Origin of the sequence: Geobacter anodireducens, from assembly GCA_001628815.1 — a bacterium.
Lineage (GTDB): Bacteria > Desulfobacterota > Desulfuromonadia > Geobacterales > Geobacteraceae > Geobacter > Geobacter anodireducens.
In genome coordinates this window covers 3,276,054-3,299,871 of record CP014963.1, presented here as the reverse complement: position 1 = coordinate 3,299,871, position 23,818 = coordinate 3,276,054, and the positions used below count along the sequence as shown (strand labels likewise).

22 protein-coding genes and 3 pseudogenes are annotated in these 23,818 nt (G+C 63.4%); 15 read left to right on the top strand and 10 right to left on the bottom strand.

From position 1 onward, the window contains the following. Positions 1–62: 62 nt before the first annotated feature. The 3 genes and pseudogenes from A2G06_15185 to A2G06_15175 all read left to right on the top strand — a co-directional run bounded on the left by A2G06_15185 (position 63) and on the right by A2G06_15175 (position 3,182). Positions 63–2,298, top strand: a pseudogene (locus A2G06_15185) (DNA polymerase II). 99 nt (positions 2,299–2,397) lie between these two features. Next, positions 2,398–2,814 (top strand): hypothetical protein, encoded by a 417-nt coding sequence (locus A2G06_15180; protein ID ANA41363.1) that lies wholly within the window; start codon positions 2,398–2,400, stop codon positions 2,812–2,814. After that, entirely contained in the window at positions 2,811–3,182 is a 372-nt protein-coding gene (locus A2G06_15175) for a hypothetical protein (protein ANA41362.1), read from the top strand. The genes A2G06_15180 and A2G06_15175 overlap by 4 nt, the downstream gene beginning before the upstream one ends. Before the next feature lie 87 nt (positions 3,183–3,269). Here A2G06_15175 and A2G06_15170 read toward each other — a convergent pair whose 3' ends face one another. Continuing rightward, on the bottom strand, positions 3,270–3,500 hold the full coding sequence (locus A2G06_15170) for a hypothetical protein (protein ID ANA41361.1): 231 nt from the start codon (positions 3,498–3,500) through the stop codon (positions 3,270–3,272). 284 nt (positions 3,501–3,784) lie between these two features. Between A2G06_15170 and A2G06_15165 the strand changes: the two genes are divergently transcribed. The 12 genes and pseudogenes from A2G06_15165 (at position 3,785) to A2G06_15110 (ending at position 16,422) form a co-directional block, all read left to right on the top strand. Next, positions 3,785–6,280, top strand: a complete 2,496-nt coding sequence (locus tag A2G06_15165) for a B12-binding protein (protein ANA41360.1) — start codon at positions 3,785–3,787, stop codon at positions 6,278–6,280. Between the two features lie 28 nt (positions 6,281–6,308). Beyond that, the gene (locus tag A2G06_15160) at positions 6,309–7,811 is read left to right on the top strand and encodes a ribonuclease G (protein ANA41359.1); all 1,503 of its coding nucleotides are present in this window, start codon (positions 6,309–6,311) and stop codon (positions 7,809–7,811) included. Between the two features lie 23 nt (positions 7,812–7,834). Next, positions 7,835–8,134: a 2Fe-2S ferredoxin gene (locus A2G06_15155; GenBank protein ID ANA41358.1), complete on the top strand. Its 300-nt coding sequence runs from the start codon at positions 7,835–7,837 to the stop codon at positions 8,132–8,134. Positions 8,135–8,237: 103 nt separating this feature from the next. Then, a complete protein-coding gene (locus tag A2G06_15150) occupies positions 8,238–8,546 on the top strand; it encodes a 50S ribosomal protein L21 (protein ID ANA41357.1) in 309 nt (102 codons plus the stop codon). Positions 8,547–8,626: 80 nt separating this feature from the next. Then, positions 8,627–8,884, top strand: coding sequence for a 50S ribosomal protein L27 (locus A2G06_15145; protein ID ANA41356.1), 258 nt, complete (start codon positions 8,627–8,629; stop codon positions 8,882–8,884). An 896-nt stretch (positions 8,885–9,780) separates the two neighbouring features. Next, on the top strand, positions 9,781–10,797 hold the full coding sequence (locus tag A2G06_15140) for a GTPase ObgE (protein ID ANA41355.1): 1,017 nt from the start codon (positions 9,781–9,783) through the stop codon (positions 10,795–10,797). 9 nt (positions 10,798–10,806) lie between these two features. Next, positions 10,807–11,928, top strand: coding sequence for a glutamate 5-kinase (locus A2G06_15135; GenBank protein ANA41354.1), 1,122 nt, complete (start codon positions 10,807–10,809; stop codon positions 11,926–11,928). A 112-nt stretch (positions 11,929–12,040) separates the two neighbouring features. Then, positions 12,041–13,297, top strand: coding sequence for a gamma-glutamyl-phosphate reductase (gene proA / locus A2G06_15130; GenBank protein ID ANA41353.1), 1,257 nt, complete (start codon positions 12,041–12,043; stop codon positions 13,295–13,297). 31 nt (positions 13,298–13,328) lie between these two features. Then, positions 13,329–13,979 carry a nicotinate-nicotinamide nucleotide adenylyltransferase gene (locus A2G06_15125; protein ANA41352.1) on the top strand — a complete coding sequence of 217 codons (651 nt, stop codon included), beginning with the start codon at positions 13,329–13,331 and terminating at the stop codon, positions 13,977–13,979. After that, positions 13,969–14,364 (top strand): ribosome silencing factor RsfS, encoded by a 396-nt coding sequence (locus A2G06_15120; protein ANA41351.1) that lies wholly within the window; start codon positions 13,969–13,971, stop codon positions 14,362–14,364. Before A2G06_15125 ends, A2G06_15120 begins: the two co-directional genes overlap by 11 nt. A gap of 37 nt (positions 14,365–14,401) precedes the next feature. After that, complete coding sequence (locus A2G06_15115; GenBank protein ID ANA41350.1) at positions 14,402–14,863, top strand: ribosomal RNA large subunit methyltransferase H; 462 nt, start codon at positions 14,402–14,404, stop codon at positions 14,861–14,863. An 18-nt stretch (positions 14,864–14,881) separates the two neighbouring features. Then, a pseudogene (locus A2G06_15110) lies at positions 14,882–16,422 on the top strand (2,3-bisphosphoglycerate-independent phosphoglycerate mutase). Between the two features lie 105 nt (positions 16,423–16,527). Here the strand turns inward: A2G06_15110 and A2G06_15105 are convergent. From A2G06_15105 to A2G06_15065, 9 genes and pseudogenes are all read right to left on the bottom strand, one after another. Next, positions 16,528–16,947, bottom strand: coding sequence for a molecular chaperone DnaK (locus tag A2G06_15105; GenBank protein ID ANA41349.1), 420 nt, complete (start codon positions 16,945–16,947; stop codon positions 16,528–16,530). Between the two features lie 193 nt (positions 16,948–17,140). Beyond that, positions 17,141–18,457: a ribosomal protein S12 methylthiotransferase RimO gene (locus A2G06_15100; GenBank protein ANA41348.1), complete on the bottom strand. Its 1,317-nt coding sequence runs from the start codon at positions 18,455–18,457 to the stop codon at positions 17,141–17,143. Positions 18,458–18,496: 39 nt separating this feature from the next. After that, on the bottom strand, positions 18,497–18,982 hold the full coding sequence (locus A2G06_15095) for a YajQ family cyclic di-GMP-binding protein (protein ID ANA41347.1): 486 nt from the start codon (positions 18,980–18,982) through the stop codon (positions 18,497–18,499). 20 nt (positions 18,983–19,002) lie between these two features. Further along, positions 19,003–19,731, bottom strand: a complete 729-nt coding sequence (locus tag A2G06_15090; protein ANA41346.1) for a cell envelope biogenesis protein LolA — start codon at positions 19,729–19,731, stop codon at positions 19,003–19,005. A gap of 93 nt (positions 19,732–19,824) precedes the next feature. After that, entirely contained in the window at positions 19,825–20,637 is an 813-nt protein-coding gene (locus A2G06_15085; GenBank protein ID ANA41345.1) for a hypothetical protein, read from the bottom strand. Positions 20,638–20,675: 38 nt separating this feature from the next. Further along, complete coding sequence (locus A2G06_15080) at positions 20,676–21,164, bottom strand: chemoreceptor glutamine deamidase CheD (protein ID ANA41344.1); 489 nt, start codon at positions 21,162–21,164, stop codon at positions 20,676–20,678. Continuing rightward, positions 21,161–21,775 (bottom strand): CheY-P-specific phosphatase CheC, encoded by a 615-nt coding sequence (locus A2G06_15075; GenBank protein ID ANA41343.1) that lies wholly within the window; start codon positions 21,773–21,775, stop codon positions 21,161–21,163. The genes A2G06_15080 and A2G06_15075 overlap by 4 nt, the downstream gene beginning before the upstream one ends. Further along, a pseudogene (locus A2G06_15070) lies at positions 21,772–23,447 on the bottom strand (chemotaxis protein CheA). Before A2G06_15070 ends, A2G06_15075 begins: the two are co-directional and overlap by 4 nt. Before the next feature lie 2 nt (positions 23,448–23,449). Next, positions 23,450–23,815, bottom strand: a complete 366-nt coding sequence (locus A2G06_15065; GenBank protein ID ANA41342.1) for a histidine kinase — start codon at positions 23,813–23,815, stop codon at positions 23,450–23,452. Positions 23,816–23,818: the final 3 nt, after the last annotated feature.

Below are 23,818 nucleotides of genomic sequence, written 5' to 3'. Positions count from 1 at the left end.
ATGCATCCGAATGAACGGCACGGTCCCGCACCGTGCCGTTCGTTTTTGGGGAGGCCCATGACATGAACGACCTGGACCGGACCGATAACCGTCTCCTCTTCGGTGCCGACGACACCGAAGGGATCGTGGCCGCGGAACTGGCCGGACGGTTCGTCCGCCTCTTCATCCGGACTCCCCGCGGGGTAGTGGTGAGGGACGATCCCTTCCATCCGTTCATTCTCCTGACGGACCCATCGCTCTTGGATGGATTCCGGGAGGAGGTGACCGTTCACCCGCTTTCCGGACCGGGTGAGCTCCGGTTCATGGCCCTGTTCCGCGAGTGGCACGGCTGCGCCGCGGCCCGTGATTTTCTGGCCCGCCATACCGGCCAGAATCCGTCGGCGCCCGGAGCCCCCTACCTCTACCTGCCGGACCCGGTTCACCAGCACTTTCTGCTCACGGGCAAGACCTTTTTCAAGGGGTTCGAGTTCGGGCACCTGCGGCGGCTCGCCCTGGACATCGAAACCTCCTGCGGCGAGGGGTTCGAATTTTCCAATCCTGACCGGGAAGGGGACCGGATACTCTCCATTGCTCTCATGGAGGAGGGCGGGTTCGAAGCGTTCCTGTCGGCGGCGGAGATGGACGAGCGGGAGATGCTCGAACGGCTGGGCGGGATCATCCGGGAACGCGATCCGGATGTGATCGAGGGCCACAATATCTTCCGCTTCGACCTGGAGTACATCCGGGCACGGGCCGCCCGCCACGGGGTAAAGCTCGCCTGGGGGCGGGACGGGAGCATTCCCCGGGTTCACCCCTCGCGCTTCTCCGTGGCTGAACGGCTCATCGACTACCCGCGCTGGGACGTCTACGGCCGGACGGTCATCGATACCTATTTTCTCGTCCAGATCCACGACGTGTCGAGCAGGGACCTGGAAAGCTACGGCCTCAAGCAGGCGGCCATCCACTTCGGTCTGGCCGCGCCCGACCGGGTCTACCTGGACCGGCAGGCCATGGACGAGGCATTCCGCACCGACCCGGAACGCATGAAGCGCTACAACCTGGACGACACCCGTGAAACCCTTGCCCTGTCCCGGCTCCTCTCCTACCCCTGGTTCCTCCAGGCGCGCATTTTTCCCTACACCTACCAGACATCCGTGATTCGGGGAAACGCAACCAAGATCAACGCCCTCTTCCTGCGCGAGTACCTGCACCGGCGCGAGGCGGTGCCGCTGCCGGCTGGCGGCGACGGTGCAGGCCTTGAAGGGGGGTATGTGGAGCTCCGTGAGACCGGTATTCTCGGTCCCATTGTCCACTGCGACGTAGCCTCCCTCTATCCGTCGCTCATGCTTGCCCGGCAGATCGCTCCGGTCCGGGAACATCTCGGCCTGTTCCTCCCCCTTCTGGAGGAACTGCGCCGGTTCCGGCTGACAGCCAAGCGCGCGCCCGGGAAGAGTCAGATCCCCATCGGCGCGACTACTACGCGGCGCTCCAGCAAACCTTCAAGGTTCTCATCAACTCCTTTTACGGCTACCTGGCGCGCCCCTTCACCACTTTGCCGATCTGGCTGCCGCCGCCGAGGTGACCCGGGCGGGCCGGCAACTCATCGGGGCCATGCTTGACTGGCTGCGGGACAGGGGCGCCCGCCCGGTGGAGGTGGACACGGACGGCGTCTACTTTATTCCGCCCCCCGGCGTAAGCGGCGAAGAGGCCGAGGCCGCCCTTGTCCGCGCCCTTTCCGCTACGCTCCCGGCCGGCATCGAGGTCGAGCTGGCCGGCCGCTACCGGGCCATGTTTTCCTACAAGGCCAAAAACTACGCCCTGCTCGGCCATGACGGCCGGATCACCGTGAGGGGGAGCGCCCTTCGCTCGCGGGGGATCGAGCGCTACCTGCGCGAGTTCATGGGGGAGATGATCCGCCTTCTGCTGACGGACGAGGCCCAGAAGGTTCCGGGCCTGTACGAGGAGTACGTCCGTCGTATCCGCGAGCATCGGTTTCCCGTAGAATGGCTCGCCCGCACCGAGACCCTCGGCGAGTCGCCGGCCACGTACCAGCAGAAGGTCCGCGCCGGGAAACGCAATCCCTCCGCGGCCTTCGAGATAGCGCTCCGCGCCGACCGGCCGTATCGGGCAGGCGATCAGATCAGCTATTACGTCACGGGGCGGGGCAAGGGGGTGACCGTCTATGGGCAGAGCGCACCGGTCTTCCGGCACGACCCGGCCCGACCCGACGAGAACGTGGACTATTACGTCGACAAGCTGGCCCAGCTCATGAAGAAATTTGCCCCCTTTCTCCCCCGGGAACGGACCCTGTTCGACTGACGGTTTCCCCGCCATTCGCGGCCTGTTGCCGCTTGCCACCTCGGCCCAAGTGTGTTACAAGGGACAGCAGGTTCCAACCATGCAGCAAAAGGAGAAAACATGCGCGCTTTCGCACTGTTGCTCGCCCTTGCCCTGGTGTTGTCCGTTGCCGCCCCGGTTCTGGCCCAGGACGGACCCAAGCCCGAGTTCGTTGTGGAGAAAATGGCCTACAAATTCGTCCGGGGCGTCACCAACGTGGCCACGGCCATTGTGGAGCTTCCCAAACAGTCATATCTGAGTGTGAGGGATCGCGGCGCCGTTGGCTACGTGGTCGGTCCGCTCAAGGGGGTCGGCATGACCGTCTACCGGGGATTCATGGGGGCGGCGGAGGCCATTTTCTTCCCGGTTCCCCAGCCTGGCTACTATGATCCGATGGTCGAGCCCGAGTATGTCTGGATGGGGTGGGATGAGGCGAGGGACGACAGGCTCCGGTCGGCGGCGGGCAACCCGGATGTCTCCGGCGGGGAGGGCAAATGAGGGCAGTTATTGCCTCCGTGGCACTGGTTGCAGTGTTGATTGCCGGGCAATGGGCGCCTGTATGTGCCGGCGGGGTGCGCTCCGTGGACAACGCCTCGGCTCAGGAGGTGGTCGACGGCATGGCCGGTAAATTCGGCCGCGGAGTTGCCAATGTTGCCACGGGGTGGGCTGAGTTTCCCAAGCAGATTTACGTCACCTGGTCCGAAGACGGAGCCGGCAGGGGGCTGCTGATCGGTCCCCTCAAGGGGGTCGGGATGACCCTGGTGCGGACTCTGGCCGGGGTCGGCGAAGTGGCGACCTTCTTTCTTGCCTGGCCCGGCTTCTATGACGCGTACCTTGATCCTCCCTACGTATGGCAGAAGGAGTAGGGCGGATTTTCCTCGTCCGACTTCGGGACACGAAAAAAGCCGCACCCCGTGGGGATGCGGCTTTTTTCGTGAATCGGGAAGAGGAGATTACTTCTTCTCGGCAGCCGGAGCAGCGGCTTCTTCCTTCTTCTCTTCTTTTTTCGCCTTCTTGGCTTTCTTGGCCTTCTTGACCGGCTTCTTCTCTTCTTTCTTCATTTCGGCGGCCGGAGCGGCGGGCGCAGCCGGAGCAGCTTCTTTCTTCGCTTCGGTGGCGAAGACGGTACCGGCGAAGGCAACGGCAACAAGAGCGGCTACGAGGGTGGACAGAACTTTTTTCATTACGAGTACCTCCAAAAAATTGGGTGATGTATCTTTCCATAGAGCATGGAGCGTGCCATTTGGTGTTGGTTTGTAAAATATCCTTATACGTCAGTGTGTTAGCTGGAAGAGGGCCGGTGCCGGTCCGTGTTTTTCGTGCCGGGGCGACCGCAAATGCTCATGACGATACCGCAAATGAGGCGGTTGGGGCCTGGGGCATTTCGCTTGTCACGGCATCTGGTTGTGTACTACAGTAATTCCTTTACAAATCGGCGGACTTATCCGCAATTCCGGAGATAACCAGAGTGTCCGACAACAGGTTACTTGCCGTCGAGAAGCCGGCACGCTACATGGGGGGAGAGGTGGGCACACGCTGTGCCGCAACGCCGGAACTCCGCTTCGTTCTTGCCTTTCCCGACGTTTACGAGGTCGGCATGAGCCACCTGGGGCTTCAGATCCTCTATGGCGTGCTCAATGGCCTCGACGGTGTTGCCGCCGAGCGGGCCTATGCCCCCTGGCCAGACCGGGAGGCCCAACTGCGGGCAGAAGGGGGTTCGCTGGCCACCCTGGAGAGCGGCACCTCCCTGGATCGTGCCGATATCGTCGGGTTCACTCTTCAGTACGAGCTCTCGTACACCAATATCCTCAACATGCTTGACCTGGCCGGCATCCCCCTGCTTGCGTCAGAGCGGGACGAGCGCCATCCGCTCATTATCGGCGGCGGACCGTGCGCCTGCAACCCGGAGCCGCTGGCGGACTTTTTCGACGCCTTTCTCCTGGGTGACGGAGAAGAGGCGGTCATCGAAATAGCGGAGGCATTCCGGGCATGGAAGCGTACCGGCGGAGCACGGGCAGCGCTGCTGGAGCGGTTGGCGGGCATCGCCGGCGTGTATGTCCCCTCCTTTTTCGCCGTGGGGTATGGGGACGGCGGCAGGATCGCCGCCGTGGAACCGCTGCGCCCCGGCTATGGCTCCGTGAAGCGCCGCTTTCTGGCTGACCTGGAGTCGGCCGCCTATCCCACTGCCCCGGTGGTCCCCTTTCTGAAGACGATTCACGATCGAGTGAGCGTCGAGATCGGCCGGGGATGCACCCGCGGGTGCCGGTTCTGTCAGGCCGGCTACCTGTACCGGCCGGTGAGGGAACGTTCCCCGGAGAAGATTCTGTCGCTGGTGGAGGAGACCCTTCGTACCACCGGTTACGACGAGATATCGCTGTTGTCCCTCTCCACCGGCGACTACGGCTGCCTCACGCCGCTGCTGACCGAGCTCATGGCCCGCTACGCCTCGGAGCGGATCGCCGTGTCGCTCCCGTCGATGCGGGTGGGAAGCCTCAACGATGAGCTGGTGGAGGCCATCCGCACCGTTCGCAAGACCGGTTTCACCCTGGCGCCCGAAGCGGGGAGCGAGCGGCTGCGCCAGGTCATCAACAAGGGAATCTCCGAGGAGGATCTGCTGCGCAATGCCTTTGAGGCCTACTCCCACGGGTGGCGCCTGATCAAGCTCTACTTCATGATCGGCCTGCCGGGCGAGACGGAGGAAGATCTGCACGGCATCGTGGAACTGGCCCGCAAGGTGAAGATGGAGGGGCGGCGGACCGGCAACGGGGGCGAGGTGAACGTGTCGGTCTCAACCTTCGTTCCCAAGGCACACACCCCCTTTCAGTGGGAGCCCCAGATCACGGTCGGCGAGATCCTGGAAAAGCAGGGCCTTCTGCGCCGTGAGCTCAGGGCGCGCAAGCTGGTCTTCAAGTGGCACGATGCGCCTCTTTCCTTCATGGAAGGGGTCTTCGCCCGGGGCGACCGGCGGCTCGGGGCCGTGCTCCGCAGGGCGTGGGAGCTGGGCTGCCGCTTCGACGGCTGGGGCGACCGGTTCGACGAGGCCGCGTGGCTGACTGCCTTCGAGGAAACCGGTATCGATCCGGAGTTCTATCATCGCCGCCGGGACCCGGATGAGGTTCTGCCCTGGGATCACCTGGATTTCGGCGTTACCAGGGCGTTTCTTCTCCGCGAATTGGAGCTGTCGCGGCAGGGGGCGGCCACGGAGGACTGCCGTACCGGCCGCTGCACCGGCTGTGGTGTCTGTGATTTCGACCGGGTGCGGATGCGCACCACCGATGGCGGCTGGCAGGGCACGACCACCCGGCGGGAGAAGGATGAGGCGGAAGATGTCGAAGGGAAGGTGACGCTGCGGCTCCGTTACACCAAGACCGGGGCCATGCGGTTTCTGAGTCACCTGGAGATGATCGGTCTCTTTACCCGGGCGGTGAGACGGTCGCGAATCCCGATCCGCTTCTCCCGCGGGTTCCATCCCCACCCCAAATTCTCGTTTGCCACTGCCCTTTCGGTCGGTGTAGAATCGTGGGCCGAATATCTCGACATGGAGCTTTCCCCCGACGCCGACCCGACGGACATCGGCACGCGCCTCAACGGGGCCCTCCCCGAGGGGGTACGGATCATCGAGGCATCCGTGATCCCTCCGGGCAGTCCTTCCCTCTCTGTTATAATGGACAAGGTGCGCTACCGGGTTACGCTTCCTCCGGGGGCGGTCGCCGGGCTGCCTGAACTGGCTGCGGCGTTCCTGGCCCGGGAGAGTGCGCCGATGCGCCGCGAAAAGAAGGGGCGGGTCCAGGAGTACGACCTGCGCCGGGAACTGGCCGAACTCACCGTGGAGGGGGACACCCTGGAGATGGTGACTGGGCGGGGCAAGCCGCTGGAGTTCGTTTCGGCCATCACCGGGCTTGCGCCGGAGGCCCTGGCTGAGGCCAGGATCGAGAAGCTCCAGGTGCTTTTCAAGGAATCGTGATTCAATTCTCCATACAGGATACCCATCAATGGCCAATGAACTGGTGATCAACACCTCGTCCCACGAAACCCGCATCGCTCTCATCGAGAACGGCACCATTGCCGAGCTCTACATCGAGCGGAGCCGCGAAAAGGGGATCGTCGGCAACATTTACAAGGGAAGGGTCGTGCGCGTCCTGCCCGGCATGCAGGCGGCCTTCGTCGACATCGGCCTGGAGAAGGCGGCCTTTCTCTACGTGGCCGACGTCTTCGACGCCATGGAAGAGTTCGAGACCTTCATGGAGGTGAACGGCGAGGAGAGCGACAGCGAACGGCAGGTCCTCCACCCCCTCCACCCCATTGAGGAGCTCCTCCAGGAAGGGCAGGAGATTCTGGTGCAGGTGTCCAAGGAGCCCATCGGCACCAAGGGGGCACGCATCACCTCGCATGTGTCGCTGCCGGGCCGCCACCTGGTCTACATGCCGACGGTGGACCACGTGGGAGTGTCCCGGCGGATCGAGGACGAGTCGGAGCGCGAGCGGCTCAAGGAGATCGTGGGCCGGGCAAAGCCGGCCGGGGGAGGATTCATCGTCCGGACCGCCGCCGAAGGGAAGACCGAGGACGATCTGGTTGCGGACATGAACTACCTGACGAAGCTCTGGGAAGAGGTCGTCAGGCGCAACGAGAAGGCCCACGCCCCCTGCCCCATCCACGCCGATCTGGATGTGACCCAGAAGGTCATCCGTGACATCCTTACCGAAAGCGTTTCCCGCATCGTGGTCGACTCCCGGCACGAGCACGACAAGATCGTCCAGTTCATCTCCACGTTCATGCCCAAAATGAAGTACTCCATGGAGCTCTACGACGACGAGGAGCCCATCTTCGACCACTTCGGGCTGGAGGTGGAGATCAGCCGGGCACTGGGGCGCAAGGTGTGGCTCAAGAGCGGCGGGTACATCATCATCGAGCAGACCGAGGCCCTCACCGCCATTGATGTCAACACCGGCCGGTTCGTGGGCAAGCACAACCTGGAGGACACCATCCTCAAGACCAACCTGGAGGCGGTGAAGGAGATCGCCTACCAGCTCAGGCTGCGCAATATCGGCGGGATCATCATCATCGACTTCATTGACATGGAGAAAGAGGTCAACCGCGAGAAGGTCTTCACGGCGCTTGAGGAGGCCATGAAGACCGACAAGTCCAAGACCAACATCCTGAAGATCTCGGATCTGGGCCTGGTGGAGATGACCCGCAAGCGGGTGCGGGAGTCCATCGGCCGGATGATGTGCGAGCCCTGCCCCTACTGCGAGGGGAGAGGGTATGTGAAGTCCAAGACCACGATCTGCCACGAGATATTCCGCGAGTTGCGCCGGGAGATGCTCGATATTCGCGGCAGCAAGGCAATGCTCACCGTGCATCCCCAGGTGGCCGATCTCCTCTACGACGAGGAGCGGCGGGGGTTGGAGGAGCTGGAGAAGAAGTTCAAAAAGCGGATTACAGTCCGGGCCAAGCCCGGTTTTCATCAGGAGCAGTTCGAGATCGCCATCAGCTGACGGCAGGTTCAAGGGGGACGCGCATGGTATTCGTTGCCAAGGTTTCCGAAATCCCCGATTTCGGGAAGAAAGTTGTCACCGTCAATGGACAGGATATCCTCCTCGTGAAGGCCAAGGGCCAGGTCTATGCCTGCGAGACCGAGTGCCCCCACCAGGGCGCTCCCCTTTCCGGGGCGCTGGTGAAAGATGCGGAGCACCTCTCCTGCCAGCGCCACGGGTATCGCTTCAATCTGAAAACCGGCGCCTGCAGGGAGTTCCCCGAGTATTCCCTCAAGATTTATCCGTCCCAGGTCGTGGGCGAGGATGTCATGGTGGAAATCTGACCGTGGCGGGAAATCGGGCGAGGAAAAAAGTCCTTGACTCATTGATGGAATTTGGATATTTTTCTATGCTCTTTCAAAAATTGTATAAAGGTGGTGAAGGTACATGTACGCGGTAATCAGAACCGGAGGGAAGCAATACAAAGTTTCCGAAGGCGACTTTCTGAAAGTCGAAAAGCTTGAGGGAGCGGTGGGTGACACCGTCGAGCTCAAGGACGTCCTCATGGTTGGCGGCGAAACGGTAGCGATCGGAACACCGTTAGTGCCCAGCGCCTCTGTCGTCGGCAGGATCGTCGATCAGGGCAAGGACAAGAAGATCCTGGTCTTCAAGTCGAAGCGGCGCAAAAATTTCCGTAAAATGTACGGGCATCGTCAGCCCCGAACCGTTCTCAAAATCGAGAAGATCAACGCGTAGCAGCGTGACGCGTGACGAAGCGGTCCGACCACCTGTCGGGCTGTGCCCGTCACCCGGTCCACGCGGGAGGTCAGAGCACCATGGCACACAAGAAAGGCGTCGGCTCCACACGGAACGGACGCGATTCGGAATCAAAACGACTCGGCTGCAAGAAGTTCGGCGGCGAAACCGTCAAGGCGGGCAATATCATCTACCGTCAGCGCGGCACCCAGATCCATCCCGGCACCAATGTCGGTTGCGGCAAGGACTACACTCTCTTCGCACTGATCGACGGCGTGGTGAAGTTCGAGCGGCTGGGGCGCGACCGGAAGAAGGTTTCCGTCTATCCCGCCAACTGATTCAGGCTGGAGAAAAAACCGGCAATAAAAGCCCGGGGCTTGCGCTCCGGGCTTTTTGTTTATACCTGCCCCCCTTGCTACATCCCTGCCACGCATTCCCGTTGAGCCCCTTGCAACAAGTGCAATTCCATCCCTCAGGGGCAGGCATCGGTTTCAGCGCTCGCCACGTAATTCCAAAAAAAACCCGGGAAGGGGATCCCCGGGCGTATTGCATTGCAGGCACACTGTTCACATCAGGTTAGGGAAACAGCACGGTATGTTCTCGTCCTGCGCGCCAGGAGAGGTAGGCCTTGGCGGCGAAGGGCTTCTTCGTCGGCTAACCCCGGAACTTGTGGGGGCAGGACGACGTTTGCGTCGGAGGTGGTGTAGATGGTAGGGTTGCCGTCACTCCGGATGATCTTGATCTTGTTTTGTTGTAGGTCACGCCGGTGATGGTGAGCGGGATGATGGCGTAGCCGGCGGAGGCTGTTACGGGGGATGCCGGCGGTGGCCACTGCGATCCGCGGCCGGAGCGGTGACCTTGACCTTGATCTGGCCGATTTTCTCTCCATTGGTGCTGAGGTTCTTCGCCCGCAACGTCCGGGTGCAGGTGCCGAGGCGCTGAAGGCGCACGTTACGGACTGCCCGGAAAGTGTACCATTGGAATCTCTGAAGGTCCACCGTGAGTTGTCTCGCCTGTCAGAGCATGCTCACCCCCCGCCCCATGCATCTGGCGGTGGAGGATTGCCCCAGCGCTTTTTGGCTTGCCTGCCACATCGAGTAATAGCCGCACATCACCCGGGGAGCCACTGCCCCGTTTCTTTCCCCCGGCAGTGGGTGCTGCCGATTTTTTTTGCCCGACATCTGACGAATTCTGCTATAGTCTCTGTTTCATTTCACGCATTTCACGGGAAGCCATGCAGTTTATCGATGAGGTAAAAATACACGTTCAGTCGGGCCATGGCGGCGCCGGCTGCGTCTCCTTCCGCCGGGAAAAGTTCATTCCCTTCGGCGGCCCCAACGGCGGCGACGGCGGTCGGGGCGGCGACGTCATCTTCCGGGTCGACCCGAACCTGTCCACCCTGCTGGATCTGCGCTACCGGCCTCACCTGAAGGCCGGCTCGGGCAAAAACGGCATGGGCAAGGACCGCCATGGCGCTGGCGGTGAGGACCTGGTCATTCCTGTTCCGCCGGGTACCATCATCAAGGATGCGGAGACCGGCGAGATCCTGGCCGACCTGGTGGCGGCCGGCGAGGAAATCGTCCTGCTCAAGGGGGGCCGGGGCGGCCAGGGGAACGCACGGTTCGCCACGTCCACCAACCGGGCGCCGAAGTTTGCCCAGCCGGGCGAGCCCGAGGAAGAGCGCTGGCTGCGGCTGGAGCTGAAACTCCTGGCCGATGTGGGACTCCTGGGGTTCCCCAACGTGGGGAAATCCTCATTCATAACCCGCGTTTCAGCAGCCCGGCCCAAGATCGCCGATTACCCGTTCACCACCCTTAAGCCGAACCTGGGGGTGGTTCCCTACAAGAACTACCGTTCCTTTGTCATCGCCGACATCCCGGGGATCATCGAAGGGGCCTCCGAAGGGGCGGGGCTCGGCCACCGCTTCCTCAAGCACGTTGAGCGGACCACGGTGCTGCTCCACGTGCTCGACCTCTCGTGGATGCCCGACCGGGACCCCGTCCGCGAGTACGAGGCCCTTAACCGGGAGTTGGCCCTCTTCAGTCCCGAGCTGGCCGACAAGCGCCAGATCGTGGTGGTCAACAAGATGGATCTCCCTGCGGTGAGAGAGAATCTGCCCGCGGTGCTCCCCTGGTTCCGGGAGCGGGGCCTTGCGGTCTTTCCCCTCTCCGCCGCCACCGGCGAGGGGATTCCCCCTCTGCTCGACGAAATCGCCCGCTCCCTCTGGGGCAGGGACGGGGAGGAGTGGTAGAACGGCGCCATGCGTAGCGGAATCCTTGCCAAGGTCAAGCGGATCGTCATCAAGATCGGCAGCGGGGTCCTCACCTGCGGCGACAACGGGCTCAACAAGCCCCTCATGGGCAGCATCGCCGCCCAGGTGGCCGAGTTGCGCGCCAGCGGCCGCCAGGTGATCATCGTCTCCTCGGGCGCCGTGGCCGCGGGGCGGAAAGAGCTCGGCATCGACGGCAGGCCCCGGAGCATCCCCCAGAAGCAGGCGGCGGCGGCCATCGGCCAGTCGCGCCTCATGCACGCCTACGAGGAGGCCTTCGACCCCTTCGGGCACAAGGTGGCCCAGATCCTCCTGACCCGCGACGACCTGGCCCACCGGGGACGGTTTCTCAACGCCCGGGCTACCCTCGACACCCTGCTCTCCTTCGGGGTGATCCCGATCATCAACGAAAACGACACCGTGGTCTTCGACGAGATCAAGTTCGGCGACAACGACAGCCTCTCCGCCCTGGTCACCAACCTGGCCGAGGCCAATCTGCTGGTGATCCTGACCGACATCGACGGCTTCTACGAGGCCGATCCCCGCACCACTCCCGACGCGCGGCTCATTCCCCTGGTCCGGCAGATCACCCGGGAGATGGAGCGGGCCGCCGGCGGCAGCGGCTCCACCGTCGGCACGGGCGGGATGGTGACCAAGCTGGCCGCGGCCAAGAAGGCCGGCCAGTTCGGGGTGCCGACGCTCATGCTCAACGGCAGGAAGCCGTCCCTGCTGGCGGAGGCTTTTGCCGGCCGCGAGGTGGGGACCCTGTTCCTCCCCGGCAAGGAAAGCCTCAACCGGCGCAAGCACTGGATCGCCCACACCCTGCGGCCATCGGGGAGGATCATCGTGGACGACGGCGCCCGCACGGTTCTTGCCCGTCAGGGGAAAAGCCTGTTGCCGTCGGGGGTGGTGCGGGTCGAGGGGAAGTTCGACCGGGGCGCCTGTGTCCGGGTCTGCGGCAGCGACGGTACCGAGATCGCCCGGGGGCTCGTGGACTATTCCCATGACGAGATCATCCGTATCCTCGGCCATCGCAGCGGCGAGATCGAGGCAATCCTCGGTTACAAGTACGGGGACGAGATCATCCACCGGGACAATCTCGTTGTGCTGTAGTTTCGCGTTGTCATAGCTCCACCGACGGTCCCCTTTACACACAGCAGAAACCACATGTGACAAAGTGGAATTGGTGGTATCCACATCTGAATCCGCAAGAGAGGGGTTTGACATGTCGATCGCCGAAAAGATACGGAACATCGCCGCCGACGCCCGCCAGGCCGCAATCGCCATGGCGAAGCTTTCCGCCCCCGCCAAGAACGGGCTCCTCCTGGCCATGGCCGGGTCCCTGGTCAGGAACACCGTCCAGCTCATGGAGGAAAACCGGAAGGACCTGGAAGCGGGCGAGGCCAAGGGGCTCTCGGCCGCCATGCTCGACCGGCTCATGCTCAACGAGGCCCGGATCAAGGCCATGGCCGACGGCCTGCGCGAAGTGGCGGCCCTCCCCGACCCGGTGGGGGAGGTGACGCGGATGTGGACCCGCCCCAATGGCCTCCGCGTGGGCAAGATGCGGATTCCCCTGGGGGTCATCGGGATCATCTACGAGGCGCGCCCCAACGTCACCGCCGATGCCGCGGCCCTCTGCCTCAAGAGCGGCAACAGCGTCATCCTGCGGGGCGGCTCCGAGGCGATCCACTCCAACCTGGCCATCGCCCGCATTCTCGGGGAAGAGCTGAACCGGGCGGGCATCCCCGGCGCGGCCCTGTCGGTCGTTCCCTTCCCCGAGCGGGAAGGGGTCCTGGAAATGCTCAAGCAGGAGGAGTTCATCGACCTGATCATTCCGCGGGGAGGCGAAAGCCTGATCCGCTTCGTGGTCGAGAATTCGCGCATCCCGGTCATCAAGCACTACAAGGGTGTCTGCCACGTCTTCGTGGATGCGGATGCCGATTTCGACATGGCGGAAAAGATCATCGTCAACGGCAAGGTCCAGCGGCCCGGGGTCTGCAATGCCCTGGAAACGCTCCTGGTGCACAAGGACATCGCGGAGACCTTTATTCCCCGCATTGCCGAATCCCTCACCGAGCTGAAGGTGGAACTGCGTGGCGACGACTGCGTGCGTCAGTTCGCACCCCAGGCCCAAAAGGCCACCGAGGACGACTGGCATGCCGAGTACCTGGAGCTGATCCTGGCGGTCCGGGTGGTGGACGACCTGGACGAGGCCGTGGCCCACATCAACCGTTACGGCTCGCTCCACACCGAGGCCATTGTCACCTGCGACTATCACAATGCCCAGCGCTTCATCCGGGAGGTGAACTCCAGCACGGTGCTGGTCAATGCCTCCACCCGCTTTGCCGACGGCAACCAGTTGGGGCTCGGCGCCGAGATCGGTATCTCCACCACCAAGCTCCATTCCTTCGGCCCCATGGGGCTGGAGGATCTGACAACGACCAAGTTCATCGTCTACGGCGACGGACAGGTAAGGCAGTGAGCGGGGGCAGGGACCCGGAGGCCGGCACGGGATGAAAACGGGCATTCTCGGCGGCACGTTCAACCCGGTGCACCTGGCTCACCTCCGCATCGCGGAGGAGGTGCGGGACACCTTTGCCCTGGACCGGGTCCTGTTCATCCCGGCAGCGTCCCCGCCCCACAAGGCCATGGAGGGGGAAGTCCCCTTCGAGACGCGCTGTGCCATGGTGCGGCTCGCCACGGCGGACAACCCCGCCTTTGCCGTGTCGGACATGGAGGGGCGCCGACCGGGCGCGTCCTATTCCATCGACACGATCCGGGCCCTCAAGAAGGAGCATCCGGGGGACGAATTCTTTTTCATCATCGGCAGCGACTCGTTCCTCGACATTGGCTCCTGGTACGACTACGAGGCGATCTTCGCCTCCTGCAACCTGGTGGTGGCGGCCCGCCCCGGAGCCGAAGCGGCGGACCTGCTCGCGGCACTGCCGGTTGCCATAACAGCGCAATTCTGCTATTATCCCGCGGAAAAACGGCTCGCCCATCGCTCGGGATACTCGGTCTACTGGCTGGCCGGCGTCCCCCTCGACATCTCGTCCCGTTCCATCCGCGGACTCGCCCGCCTCGGCAGGTCGATCAGGTACCTGGTCCCGGAGGCGGTGGAGCGCTACATCAACGAACAAAGGATCTATGCCCATGACGGATAAACCCACGCTCACCCCCCTCGAGCGCGCGCTCCAGTGCGCCCGTTTCGCCCTCGACAAGAAGGCACTTGATGTGAAGGTACTCGAGATCGGCCGGATATCGTCCATTGCCGACTATCTGGTGCTTGCCACGGGCCGTTCGGACAAGCAGGCCCAGGCCATTGCCGATTCGGTCAAGAAGGGGCTCAAGAAGTACGGCAAGGTCCTCGATATGGAGGGGCTGCGGGAAGGGAACTGGATCGTGATCGACTACGGCGACGTGATCGTTCACATCTTCCGGGAGGAACTGCGCTCCTACTACGATCTGGACGGCCTCTGGTCCGCCGCCGGGCAGGTGGCGATTCCCGAGGAGTACCTGTGGGAAGGGAAGGAAGGGGGAGGGGAGTGATCCTCGCCCTCTTCGCGCCGGCCGGGGCCGGAGCACCGTGAAACTGCGCGTGCTCTGGGTCGGCAAGACCCAGGAGGAGTGGATCCGGTGCGGCATTGACGAATATGCCGGCCGGGTGAGGCGCTATGCCCCCCTGGAGATCGGCGAGGCGCGGGATGAGAAAGGTGCCGCGGCCGAGGCCATGCGCGCCCGGGAGTGCGAACGGCTCGACAAGCTCGTTCCCCGCACCTCCCGCCTGATCCTCCTGGATGAGCGGGGCGATCAGCTCACTTCGCCGGAATTCGCCGCCTACATCTCCCGCTGCCGGGACACGGCGGTACCCGAGCTGGCCTTCGCCATCGGCGGGGCCTATGGCTTCACCGACGGGTTCAGGCGCCGGGCCGACCGGGTCATCGCCCTGTCGCGGATGACCTTTACCCACCAGATGGTCCGGGTGGTGCTGCTGGAGCAGATCTACCGGGCCTTCACCATCATCGGCAACGAACCCTATCATCACTAATCCTGTCACGGAGGAGCAATGCCCAGACCGCTCGTGCTCATGATCCTCGATGGGTGGGGGATCAATCCCGACCCTTCCAATAATGCCGTAGCCATCGGCCGAACCCCGGTCATGGACCGCCTCATGGCCGAGTATCCCTCGGTGGAAATGGAGACCTCGGGCATGGCCGTGGGGCTTCCCGACGGCCAAATGGGGAACTCGGAAGTGGGCCATCTGAACATCGGCGCCGGCCGCGTGGTCTACCAGGACCTGACTCGCATCACCAAGGCGATCGGCGACGGCGACTTCTTCACCAATCCTGTGCTCCTGGACTGCATGGCCCGCGTCAGGGCCGCCGGCGGCAGACTGCACCTGGGCGGGCTCCTCTCCGACGGGGGGGTCCACTCCCATAACACGCACCTCTATGCCCTCATCGAGCTGGCCCGGCGCCAGGGGGTGAAGGAGGTGTTCGTTCATGCCTTCCTGGACGGCCGCGACACCCCGCCCAGCAGCGGTGCGGGCTACCTGGCCGAGCTGGAGGCGGAGATCGGCCGGATCGGCTTCGGTAGGGTCGCCACGGTCATGGGGCGCTACTGGGCCATGGACCGGGATAATCGCTGGGAGCGGGTGGAGCGGGCCTACAACGCCATTGTCAAGGGTGAGGGGGCGCATCGTCCGGACTCGGCTGCGGCCATCGAGGCGAGCTACGGCGCCGGTGTCACGGACGAGTTCATGGACCCTGCCGTCATCGCCCCTAACGGCAAGCCCGTGGGGCTTCTCGCCGACGGGGACGGCTTCATCTGCTTCAACTTCCGCGCTGACCGGGCTCGGGAGATCACCCGGTCACTCACGGACCCCGCCTTCGCCGGTTTCGAACGTTCACCGTGGCCCCGCCTCGCCTCCTATGTCTGCCTCACCGAGTACGATGCCACCTTTCCACTCCCCGTGGCCTACCCCCCCGAAAGCCTCGCCAACATCCTGGGCCAGGTGGTGAGCCGGGCCGGGCTACGGCAACTGCGGATCGCCGAAACCGAGAAGTATGCCCATGTCACGTTCTTCTTCAACGGCGGCGTGGAAGAGCCGTTTCCCGGCGAGGAGCGGATCCTGATCCCCTCTCCCAAGGAGGTGGCCACCTACGACCAGAAGCCGGAAATGAGCGCCCCGCTCGTGACCGACGCGCTGCTGAAGCGGATCAACGAGGAAGTGGACGATGTGGTGGTGGTCAATTTCGCCAATGCCGACATGGTAGGGCACACTGGTATCCTCGATGCCGCGGTGCGCGCCATCGAGACGGTTGACGAGTGCGTGGGCCGCGTGGCGGCAACGGTGCTGGAGAAGGGGGGTGCGCTGATCGTAACTGCCGACCACGCAACGCCGAGATGATGGTGGACGAGAACGGCGGCCCCCACACCGCCCATACCAACGAACGGGTACCGCTCATCCTGGTGGACGACTCCCGGAAGGGGGCGCGGCTGCGGCCCGGTACCCTGGCCGACATTGCGCCGACCATGCTTGAGTTGCTGGGGATTCCGCAGCCGCCGGAGATGACGGGGAAAAGCCTGCTGGCCGCTGCCGAGTGACGGCGGCGACGGTATTTTGACTTTCATTCAGGTCAGAGACGACAAAAAAGGGCGCTGCCGGCATTGCCGGCAGCGCCCTTTGTCTTCTGCCCTCTCAAGAGGCTGTCAGGCCTCTTCTTCTTCGCCGAAGGCGATCTCGCGGTAGGCCCGCTCTTCCTCGAAACGGCGGGTCTGGGCCTGGATCTTTTCGATGTCCGATTGGCACTTGACGCAGTAGCGGGCAAAAGGCATGACCTTGAGGCGTCCCAGGGGAATCTCTTCCTCGCACTCCTCGCAGATGCCGTATTCTCCGTCATTGATCTTCAAGAGGGCTTCGTCGATTTTGCGCAGTTTGTCCCGCTCCCGGTCGGTCAGGAGCAGCCCCAGTTCCCTGTCGCGCTCGCTGGACGCCTGGTCGTAGATGTCGCCCGTGGGCTCGCCCCCTGCATTCTCGGAGCCGCTGCGCATCGCCTTGTGTATCTCCTGAAGGGTCTCGTCCTTGAGCTTGACGAGTAGAGCCTTCATTTCCTCAGATTTTCCAGTCATTTACTATCTCCCTCTGCTGATTTTCCGGCCTCAAGAGCCACGAAATCATACCGAAAACTTTTTTGAAGTCAAGCAAAAAGCGGGCCTGGATGCCGAGGAGGCCGTTGACAGTGAGTATACGGGGAAAATGCCGCGTGAAGGTTGAAGGACGCGGACCGGTCGGAACTCATCCGCCGGTCCGCGGGAGGCAGGGTCAGGAGATGATCTCGCCGATGAGGTCGTAGTCGGAGGAATCGGTGATCCGAAGACGCACGATGTCCCCCACGTTGGCGTTGCCAGCGGTGATGTAGACCTGTCCGTCGATGTCGGGCGCCTGGCGGGAGGAGCGTCCCTTCAGGAGGAGCTCGGTTTCCTCGCTGTATCCTTCCACAATGACCTGTTCTTCCGTGTCGATGAGCCGGCGGTTCCGCTTGAAGGATACCCGCGCCTGGGCCTTCATGAGCTTCTTGTAGCGCTCGCGCTTGACCCGCTCGGAGACCTGGTCGGGCATCTCCGCGGCCGGGGTTCCCTCTTCGCGTGAATAGCAGAACACGCCGAGGCGGTCGAACTGAGCCTCTTCAACGAAATGGAGGAGCGTGCGGAAATCCTCTTCCGTTTCGCCGGGGAATCCGACGATAAGGGAGGTGCGGAGCGCGATCTCCGGGATCTCTTCCCGCAGCCTGGCCACGAGCTCCCGGATCTGGGGCTCGGTGCTGCGGCGGTTCATCCGCTTGAGGATCGGGTCGCTGATGTGCTGGATGGGCAGGTCCAGGTACTTGCAGACCTTTGGTTCGTTTTTGATGACCTGGATCAGGCCGTCGGTAATGCCGTCGGGATAGGCGTAAAGGAGCCTGATCCAGGCGAGGCCGTCAATGGCTGCCAGCTCGCGGATGAGGGTCTCCAGGGAGGGGGCGCCGGGAAGGTCACGGCCGTAGGTGGTGATGTCCTGGGCGATCAGGTTGATCTCCCGGGCTCCGCCGGCCACCAGTGAACGGGCTTCGGCCAGCACGCTCTCCAGGGGGCGGGAGCGGAATGCCCCCCGCAGCGACGGGATCACGCAGTAGGAGCAGCAGTTGGAGCACCCCTCGGCGATCTTCAGGTAGGCGGTGTAGGCCGGGGACGAGTTGAGGCGCGTGAGGCTTTCGTCGAACACGAAGTTGGGGTCGCCGATGTAACGCAACTGCTCCGGCCGCGAGCTCTTCTCCTCGATGATCTCCGCGATGCGGGGATAGTCGCCGGTGCCCACGAAGATGTCCACCTCGGGCAGCTCCCTGGCCAGCTCTTCCTGGTAGCGCTGGGGGAGGCAGCCGGTCACGATGAGGAGCCGGCAGCGGCCGTCCTGTTTCCGGTCGGCCAGGTCGAGAATCGTGTCGATGCTCTCCTGTTTCGCCTCTTTGATGAAGGAACAGGTGTTGACGATGATGATGTCCGCCTCGCGCTCGTCGGTGGTGATTTCGTAGCGGTCCTTTGCCAGGCGGCCGAGCATCACCTCTGCGTCCACCAGGTTCTTGGGGCAGCCGAGGCTGACCATGCTGACTTTTTCTTTTGCGTTACTCACTGAATCCCCTTGTTAATCCCTGAAATTGACGAACTGGAGCTCCACCCCCACATCCTTGCCCTTGAGCAGCCGGATGACCTCCTGGAGGTCGTCGCGGTTCTTGCCGGTCACCCGCACCTGGTCATCCTGGATCTGCGCCTGGACCTTGAGCTTGGACTCCTTGACAACGGCAATGATGTCCTTTCCCTTCTCCTTGGAGATACCCTGCTGGATATCGACCGCCTGCCGCACCATGCCGCCGGACGCCGGCTCCACATTGCCGTACTGGAGCGACTTGAGTGATATCCCCCGCTTGATGCACTTGGATTGGAGAATGTCGACCACCGCCTTGAGCTTGTAGTCATCGTCGGCCAGCAGCTTGATGGCGTCCTTTTCCAGCGTGATCTCGCACTTGCTTCCCTTGAAGTCGTAGCGCTGTGAAATCTCTTTTACGGTCTGGTTCACCGCGTTGTCGATCTCCTGCATTTCCACCTTCGAAACGATGTCGAATGAGGGCATGGTTTCCTCCCTGGATAATGTTATTTGACCCCCGGTGCCTGGATTACCTCAACGCCAGCAGGAGCCTTGAATGTAAAGAGAGAACCGGCCAACCCACGGTTCACCCGTATTTTCGAGAATTCGAAGGACGTGCGGCTCCCCATCTGGTCAACCACAACGGATGAAACGATGGGAAAGGGCACCGTGGCTTTGCCCGCCCGTTGGTACTCCTCGACTGCCCTGGCCGAAACGGTGAGCTGGAGCCGGGCAAAGGCCTGGCCCTGCTTTTTGGGCACCAGGTCTAGGACGTGGTTTCCTTTGGCGTCGCGTCCATTGCCCGCAAAGGTCACGGTGAAGTCGCGCGATATCTGGCCGATGCCGGTCAGGTAGGAAAGGGCGACCCCGCCGCCGCCCGCAAACAGGGCAGAGGCATCCATGGTCATGACCTGCCGGTTCTCGGGCAGATAGTACCAGACTGTCTTGCCGTCGGAGACGATCTGCTGGGACGGCTTGGCGTAGTTGAAGCGAAAGAGCGCCCGGTCGCCGGCCCCCTTGCGGATGAACAGTTCGCCGGAGCCGGTCTGGGCCCGCTTGACCGCCGCCATTTCGGTCCGCTGGGCAAAGGAGGCCTGCAGGTCCCTGAGGGATGCGTATCCCTGTTCAAGGGTGGCCACTACGTCGGCCAGGGGGGCTGACGGTGCCGCCGTGGCGACGCCCGTCCCCAGAAGCAGGGTAACGGCAAGCAGTAATAGTATGCGCGGCAGAGTCATGTCCTGGTCCTCGTTCTGTTCAAAGGATGAAGCGATCAAAAAGGGACGAGGGCGGCATATGTCACACCGCCCTCGCCGGAGTCAGATTAGGGGTCAACGCCCCCGGGGCGGTCGGACCACCTGGACTCCCGGCGGTATGGCGAAGGTGAAGAGCGACTCGCTCAGGAGGATGTTCGTCCGGGCGTTGCTGAATTCGATGATCGTGGTGTTTCCCTGGTGGTCCACCATGGTGGTGGAGAGGATGGGAAACGTCCACTCCTGGCGGCCGAGGGAGGCAATGCTGTCGGCAATTCTCCTGCCGCTGCGCACATAGTTTGCCACCGCCTCGCCGCTGACCGCCATGGAGAGCCTGGCGATGGTTGCCGTTGCCCGGCGTGGCGTCAGTTCCAGCACGTAATTGCCCCCGATGTCCCTCCCCTGGGGAGAGAAGACGATGAGGAAATCCTTGGATATCCGGCCGAGCCCCTGGAGGAAGTTGGATGCCTGATTGCGCTCCGGATCGAAGGTGTAGGGGTTGAAGACCGGCGAAACATCGCTCACGATGACCTGCCGGTTTTCGGGGAGATAGGTCCAGAGGGTCCGGCCATTGCTGACGATCTCGTGTCTCAGGGGGCGGAAGTAGTCGAACCGGAACATGAGCGGCTCCCGGCTCGTGGCGGGCCTGAAGAACATCTGGCCGTCGGCCCTCATCTCGCGGTTCTGGGCCGCCAGGGTCGAGCGCTGGAAAAAATCGGCCGTCACCGACACGAGGGGAGGCTGTCCCGTGGCACGGTCGGGCCTGAAGGTTTTTTCCACGGTATCGATCACGTCCTGAAGCCCGACATTCACCGTGCCTGGCGCGGCCATGGCCGTCAATGGAAGCAGGGCGACCGCCAGGATCGCCGCCAGGAGTCTGAGCCCCTTCATGTCACCTCCCCGTTGCCTGCCGGCGCTCGGCCGTGCGATCACATGCGCTTGATGGGGCGCTGCAGCGCCCGTACCGTGATGATTCCAGTGACCGTGTCGAATTCCAGGCTCCGGCCGTAATCGTCGCCGGTGTCCGATGCCACCAGAGGGATGCCGCGCCGGTCGAGGGCCTCCCTGGCCGCGGTCACGTTACGCTCGCCAATGCCGCTGTGGGTGGTGCGGTGCTGTGGTTCGAACATGGTCGCGCCGCCCGCCAATTTTGCCACAAGACGCTCAGTGACGCAACCGCATTTAATGAGCTCATCAACCATCAGGTCAACCGCCCAACAACTGAATTTTGCTGATTTGACCATGGTGTCCATCCCACGGACCGGAGCGGGAAGGAGGGTGTGGGCGAGCCCGCCGGTGAGCGCAACTGGATCGTGGAGCGCAATGCCGACGCAGGAGCCGAGGCCGTAGGTCATGAGGATCGTCGGGGCCGAGGCAATCTTGAATTCCGATATGCCGACGCTGACGATCCGGCTCAAAGTTTTACCCCGATGGCATCGAGGATGATCCTGAGAGATTCGGGGTCGGGGAGTAGGAAGAACTGGCCGCCGATTTTCTCTTCTTCGCCGAAGAATTCGGTTTCCACCATGAGAGCCAGGTCGCCCACTTCGCCCAGTTCGATGAGCACGTAGTCGATGACCGCACCTGCCATGTCGAAGGAAAGGACCGGTACCGAAGGAATCAGGGTCTTGCGCATGAGAGCGCCCAGGGCGTTGAGATAGGCCGAGGCCAGGATATTCCCCACTTCCTTGAGCGCCGATATTTCCAGTTCGGTGAGGAGGGACCCTTCGCTCTTTTCGCGGGGGAGAAGCCGGGAAAGGAGCTTGAGGGCGCTCTCCCGGGGCAGGACGATGAGGATGTTGCCCCGGGCGTCGCCGAGCATCTGGAGATAGATTCCGACAACGATCCGCTCGGCTCCGCCGAACGCCTCGGGAACCTCGGTGATCTTCAAGAGGTGGACCTTGGGCACCTGGAGAGTGATCCCCTTGCCGATGAGCTGGGAAAGGGCAGTGGCAGCGTGAGCCACGCCGATGTTGCTGACTTCCTTGAGAGCGTCCAGGTGCTCTTCGGTCAATGCATCGAATTTCATGCGGTCGTTCCCCCTTTGTGCGCACCGTCAGGGTGCATGGAGACGCGGCGCCGGCTGGTGGCCCCGTCGACAAGATAGGGGAGGTCGAGGATGAAGATGACCCGACCGTCCCCCAGTATAGCTCCTCCCGCAAGCCCTCTGGCACGGCTGAGCGGCGTGCCGAGCGGCTTGGCGAATACCTCTGCCTGTCCGAAAAAACGGTCCACTGAGAATCCCACCGTGCGTCCGGCCACGTCGGCCGCCAGAACGGGCGAGAGCTCCCCGCCGGCCGTCGGCCCGGTCCCCACGAGCAGGCCCAGGTCAACCAGCGGCAGGGTTTCCCCGCCAGATCGAAAACAGCCCTCCCATCTTCGATGCGCTGGAGCCGCCGGTCCAGCTCGATGGTCCGGCGCACGGCGTTGACCGGGACCGCCACGGTCAGCGGGCCGCAGCCAACCAGGAGTACCTGGATGATCGCCACGCTCAGGGGAAGCCGAAGGGTGATCCTGCTGCCCCGGCCCCGCTCGGACTGGATGAACAGGCTGCCACCCGCCCGACTCACGGCGGCCTGCACGGCATCCATCCCCACCCCTCTGCCGGATACCTCGGTGACGCTCCTGGCCGTTGAAAAGCCCGGCCGGCAGACGAGCATCAATGCTTCCGGCCGGCTGAGCTCCGCCGCCTCCCCGGGGGTAATGATTCCCTTGGCCAGGGCAGCGTCGGCCAGGGCGGCCGGGTCCATGCCCCGTCCGTCGTCCGTCACCGTCACGTCCAGATAGCCTTTTCCCCTGCGAACCGACAGGACGATCCGTCCCTCCGTCCCCTTGCCGGCCGCCGTCCGTTCCTCTGGCGACTCGATGCCATGATCGACGGCATTGCGCAAGGCATGGAGCAGAGGGTCGGGGAGAATTTCCAGGATGCCGCGGTCCAGTTCCTGGTCCTTGCCGTCAATGACCAGCGTCGCCTCTTTCCCGCTGCGGCGGGCCAGGTCCCGCACCATGCGGGGAAAACGGTCGCAGATGGTGCCAAAGGGCATCATTCTGGCCGACATGACCTCGTGTTGCAGGTCCCGGACCAGTTTCGACAGTTCAGTTGCCGCATCCCGCAACGGTTCGGAGTCGAGGCCGGCCGCCAGTTCCATGATCCGGTTCTTGCCGGTGACCAGTTCGCCGGTGATGCTGACAAATCGATCGAGAAGCTCTGACCGGATACGGACGGTTCGCGTCCCGTCGCTTTCGTCGCGGCGTGCCGGCTCCGGCTGCTGGTCGGATGGCTGCACGGAGGAGGGTGCCTCTGCGGCGGCCGGATCGACCGCCTGCCCCGCAACCCGGGCGAGTCTGGTGCAGAGGTCTGTCGCGCCGAGGGCGCCGTTCCCGCCGCCGGCCACGTCTTCCACCATTCGTCCCAGCAGGTCCGCGCCGGCCAGCAGCAGATCGGCGATGTTCCGTCCGAAGGGAATCCGACCCCTGCGGACGCGGTCCATCAGATCTTCCATGCAGTGGGAAAGGTCGGCTATGCCGTCATATCCCATGGAGCCCGCCATGCCTTTGATGGAATGGGCGGTGCGGAAGAGCGAGTCGAGGCGTTCGCCGTTGGCCGGGTCCTTTTCCAGGGCCAGCACCCCCTCGCCCAGGCGCTCCAGGTGTTCCCGGGCCTCGGCAACGAAGAGGTCCCGGTACTGGGACATGTCCATGCCTAGCCCTCGGCCACCTGCTTCATCACATCCTTGACCCGCTCCGGATTGAACGGCTTGAGGATGAAGTCTTTCGCCCCCACGCTCCGGGCCTTGTCCACGAGGCTCTCCTGGCCGACCGCGCTGCAGATGACCACGCGGGCCTTGGGATCGATGGCCATGATTTCGCGCAGGGCCTCAATACCGTTTTTCACGGGCATGATGATGTCGAGGGTAACGACGTCGGGGCGCACGTCACGGAACGTCACCACCGCCTCCGCGCCGTCCGAAGCCTCGGCGACCACGTCGTACCCCGCATCCTCAAGTATGCCCCGCAGCATGTTGCGCATGAACAGTGCGTCATCCACGATCATTACTCTTTTGGCCATGAG

Coding starts and splice junctions, on each gene's coding strand:
- A2G06_15180 (ANA41363.1), top strand. CDS start 2,398: ATGCGCGCTTTCGCACTGTTGCTCGCCCTTGCCCTGGTGTTGTCCGTT.
- A2G06_15175 (ANA41362.1), top strand. CDS start 2,811: ATGAGGGCAGTTATTGCCTCCGTGGCACTGGTTGCAGTGTTGATTGCC.
- A2G06_15170 (ANA41361.1), bottom strand. CDS start 3,500: ATGAAAAAAGTTCTGTCCACCCTCGTAGCCGCTCTTGTTGCCGTTGCC.
- A2G06_15160 (ANA41359.1), top strand. CDS start 6,309: ATGGCCAATGAACTGGTGATCAACACCTCGTCCCACGAAACCCGCATC.
- A2G06_15155 (ANA41358.1), top strand. CDS start 7,835: ATGGTATTCGTTGCCAAGGTTTCCGAAATCCCCGATTTCGGGAAGAAA.
- A2G06_15150 (ANA41357.1), top strand. CDS start 8,238: ATGTACGCGGTAATCAGAACCGGAGGGAAGCAATACAAAGTTTCCGAA.
- A2G06_15145 (ANA41356.1), top strand. CDS start 8,627: ATGGCACACAAGAAAGGCGTCGGCTCCACACGGAACGGACGCGATTCG.
- A2G06_15140 (ANA41355.1), top strand. CDS start 9,781: ATGCAGTTTATCGATGAGGTAAAAATACACGTTCAGTCGGGCCATGGC.
- A2G06_15135 (ANA41354.1), top strand. CDS start 10,807: ATGCGTAGCGGAATCCTTGCCAAGGTCAAGCGGATCGTCATCAAGATC.
- proA (ANA41353.1), top strand. CDS start 12,041: ATGTCGATCGCCGAAAAGATACGGAACATCGCCGCCGACGCCCGCCAG.
- A2G06_15125 (ANA41352.1), top strand. CDS start 13,329: ATGAAAACGGGCATTCTCGGCGGCACGTTCAACCCGGTGCACCTGGCT.
- A2G06_15120 (ANA41351.1), top strand. CDS start 13,969: ATGACGGATAAACCCACGCTCACCCCCCTCGAGCGCGCGCTCCAGTGC.
- A2G06_15105 (ANA41349.1), bottom strand. CDS start 16,947: ATGACTGGAAAATCTGAGGAAATGAAGGCTCTACTCGTCAAGCTCAAG.
- A2G06_15100 (ANA41348.1), bottom strand. CDS start 18,457: ATGGTCAGCCTCGGCTGCCCCAAGAACCTGGTGGACGCAGAGGTGATG.
- A2G06_15095 (ANA41347.1), bottom strand. CDS start 18,982: ATGCCCTCATTCGACATCGTTTCGAAGGTGGAAATGCAGGAGATCGAC.
- A2G06_15090 (ANA41346.1), bottom strand. CDS start 19,731: ATGACTCTGCCGCGCATACTATTACTGCTTGCCGTTACCCTGCTTCTG.
- A2G06_15085 (ANA41345.1), bottom strand. CDS start 20,637: ATGAAGGGGCTCAGACTCCTGGCGGCGATCCTGGCGGTCGCCCTGCTT.
- A2G06_15075 (ANA41343.1), bottom strand. CDS start 21,775: ATGAAATTCGATGCATTGACCGAAGAGCACCTGGACGCTCTCAAGGAA.
- A2G06_15065 (ANA41342.1), bottom strand. CDS start 23,815: ATGGCCAAAAGAGTAATGATCGTGGATGACGCACTGTTCATGCGCAAC.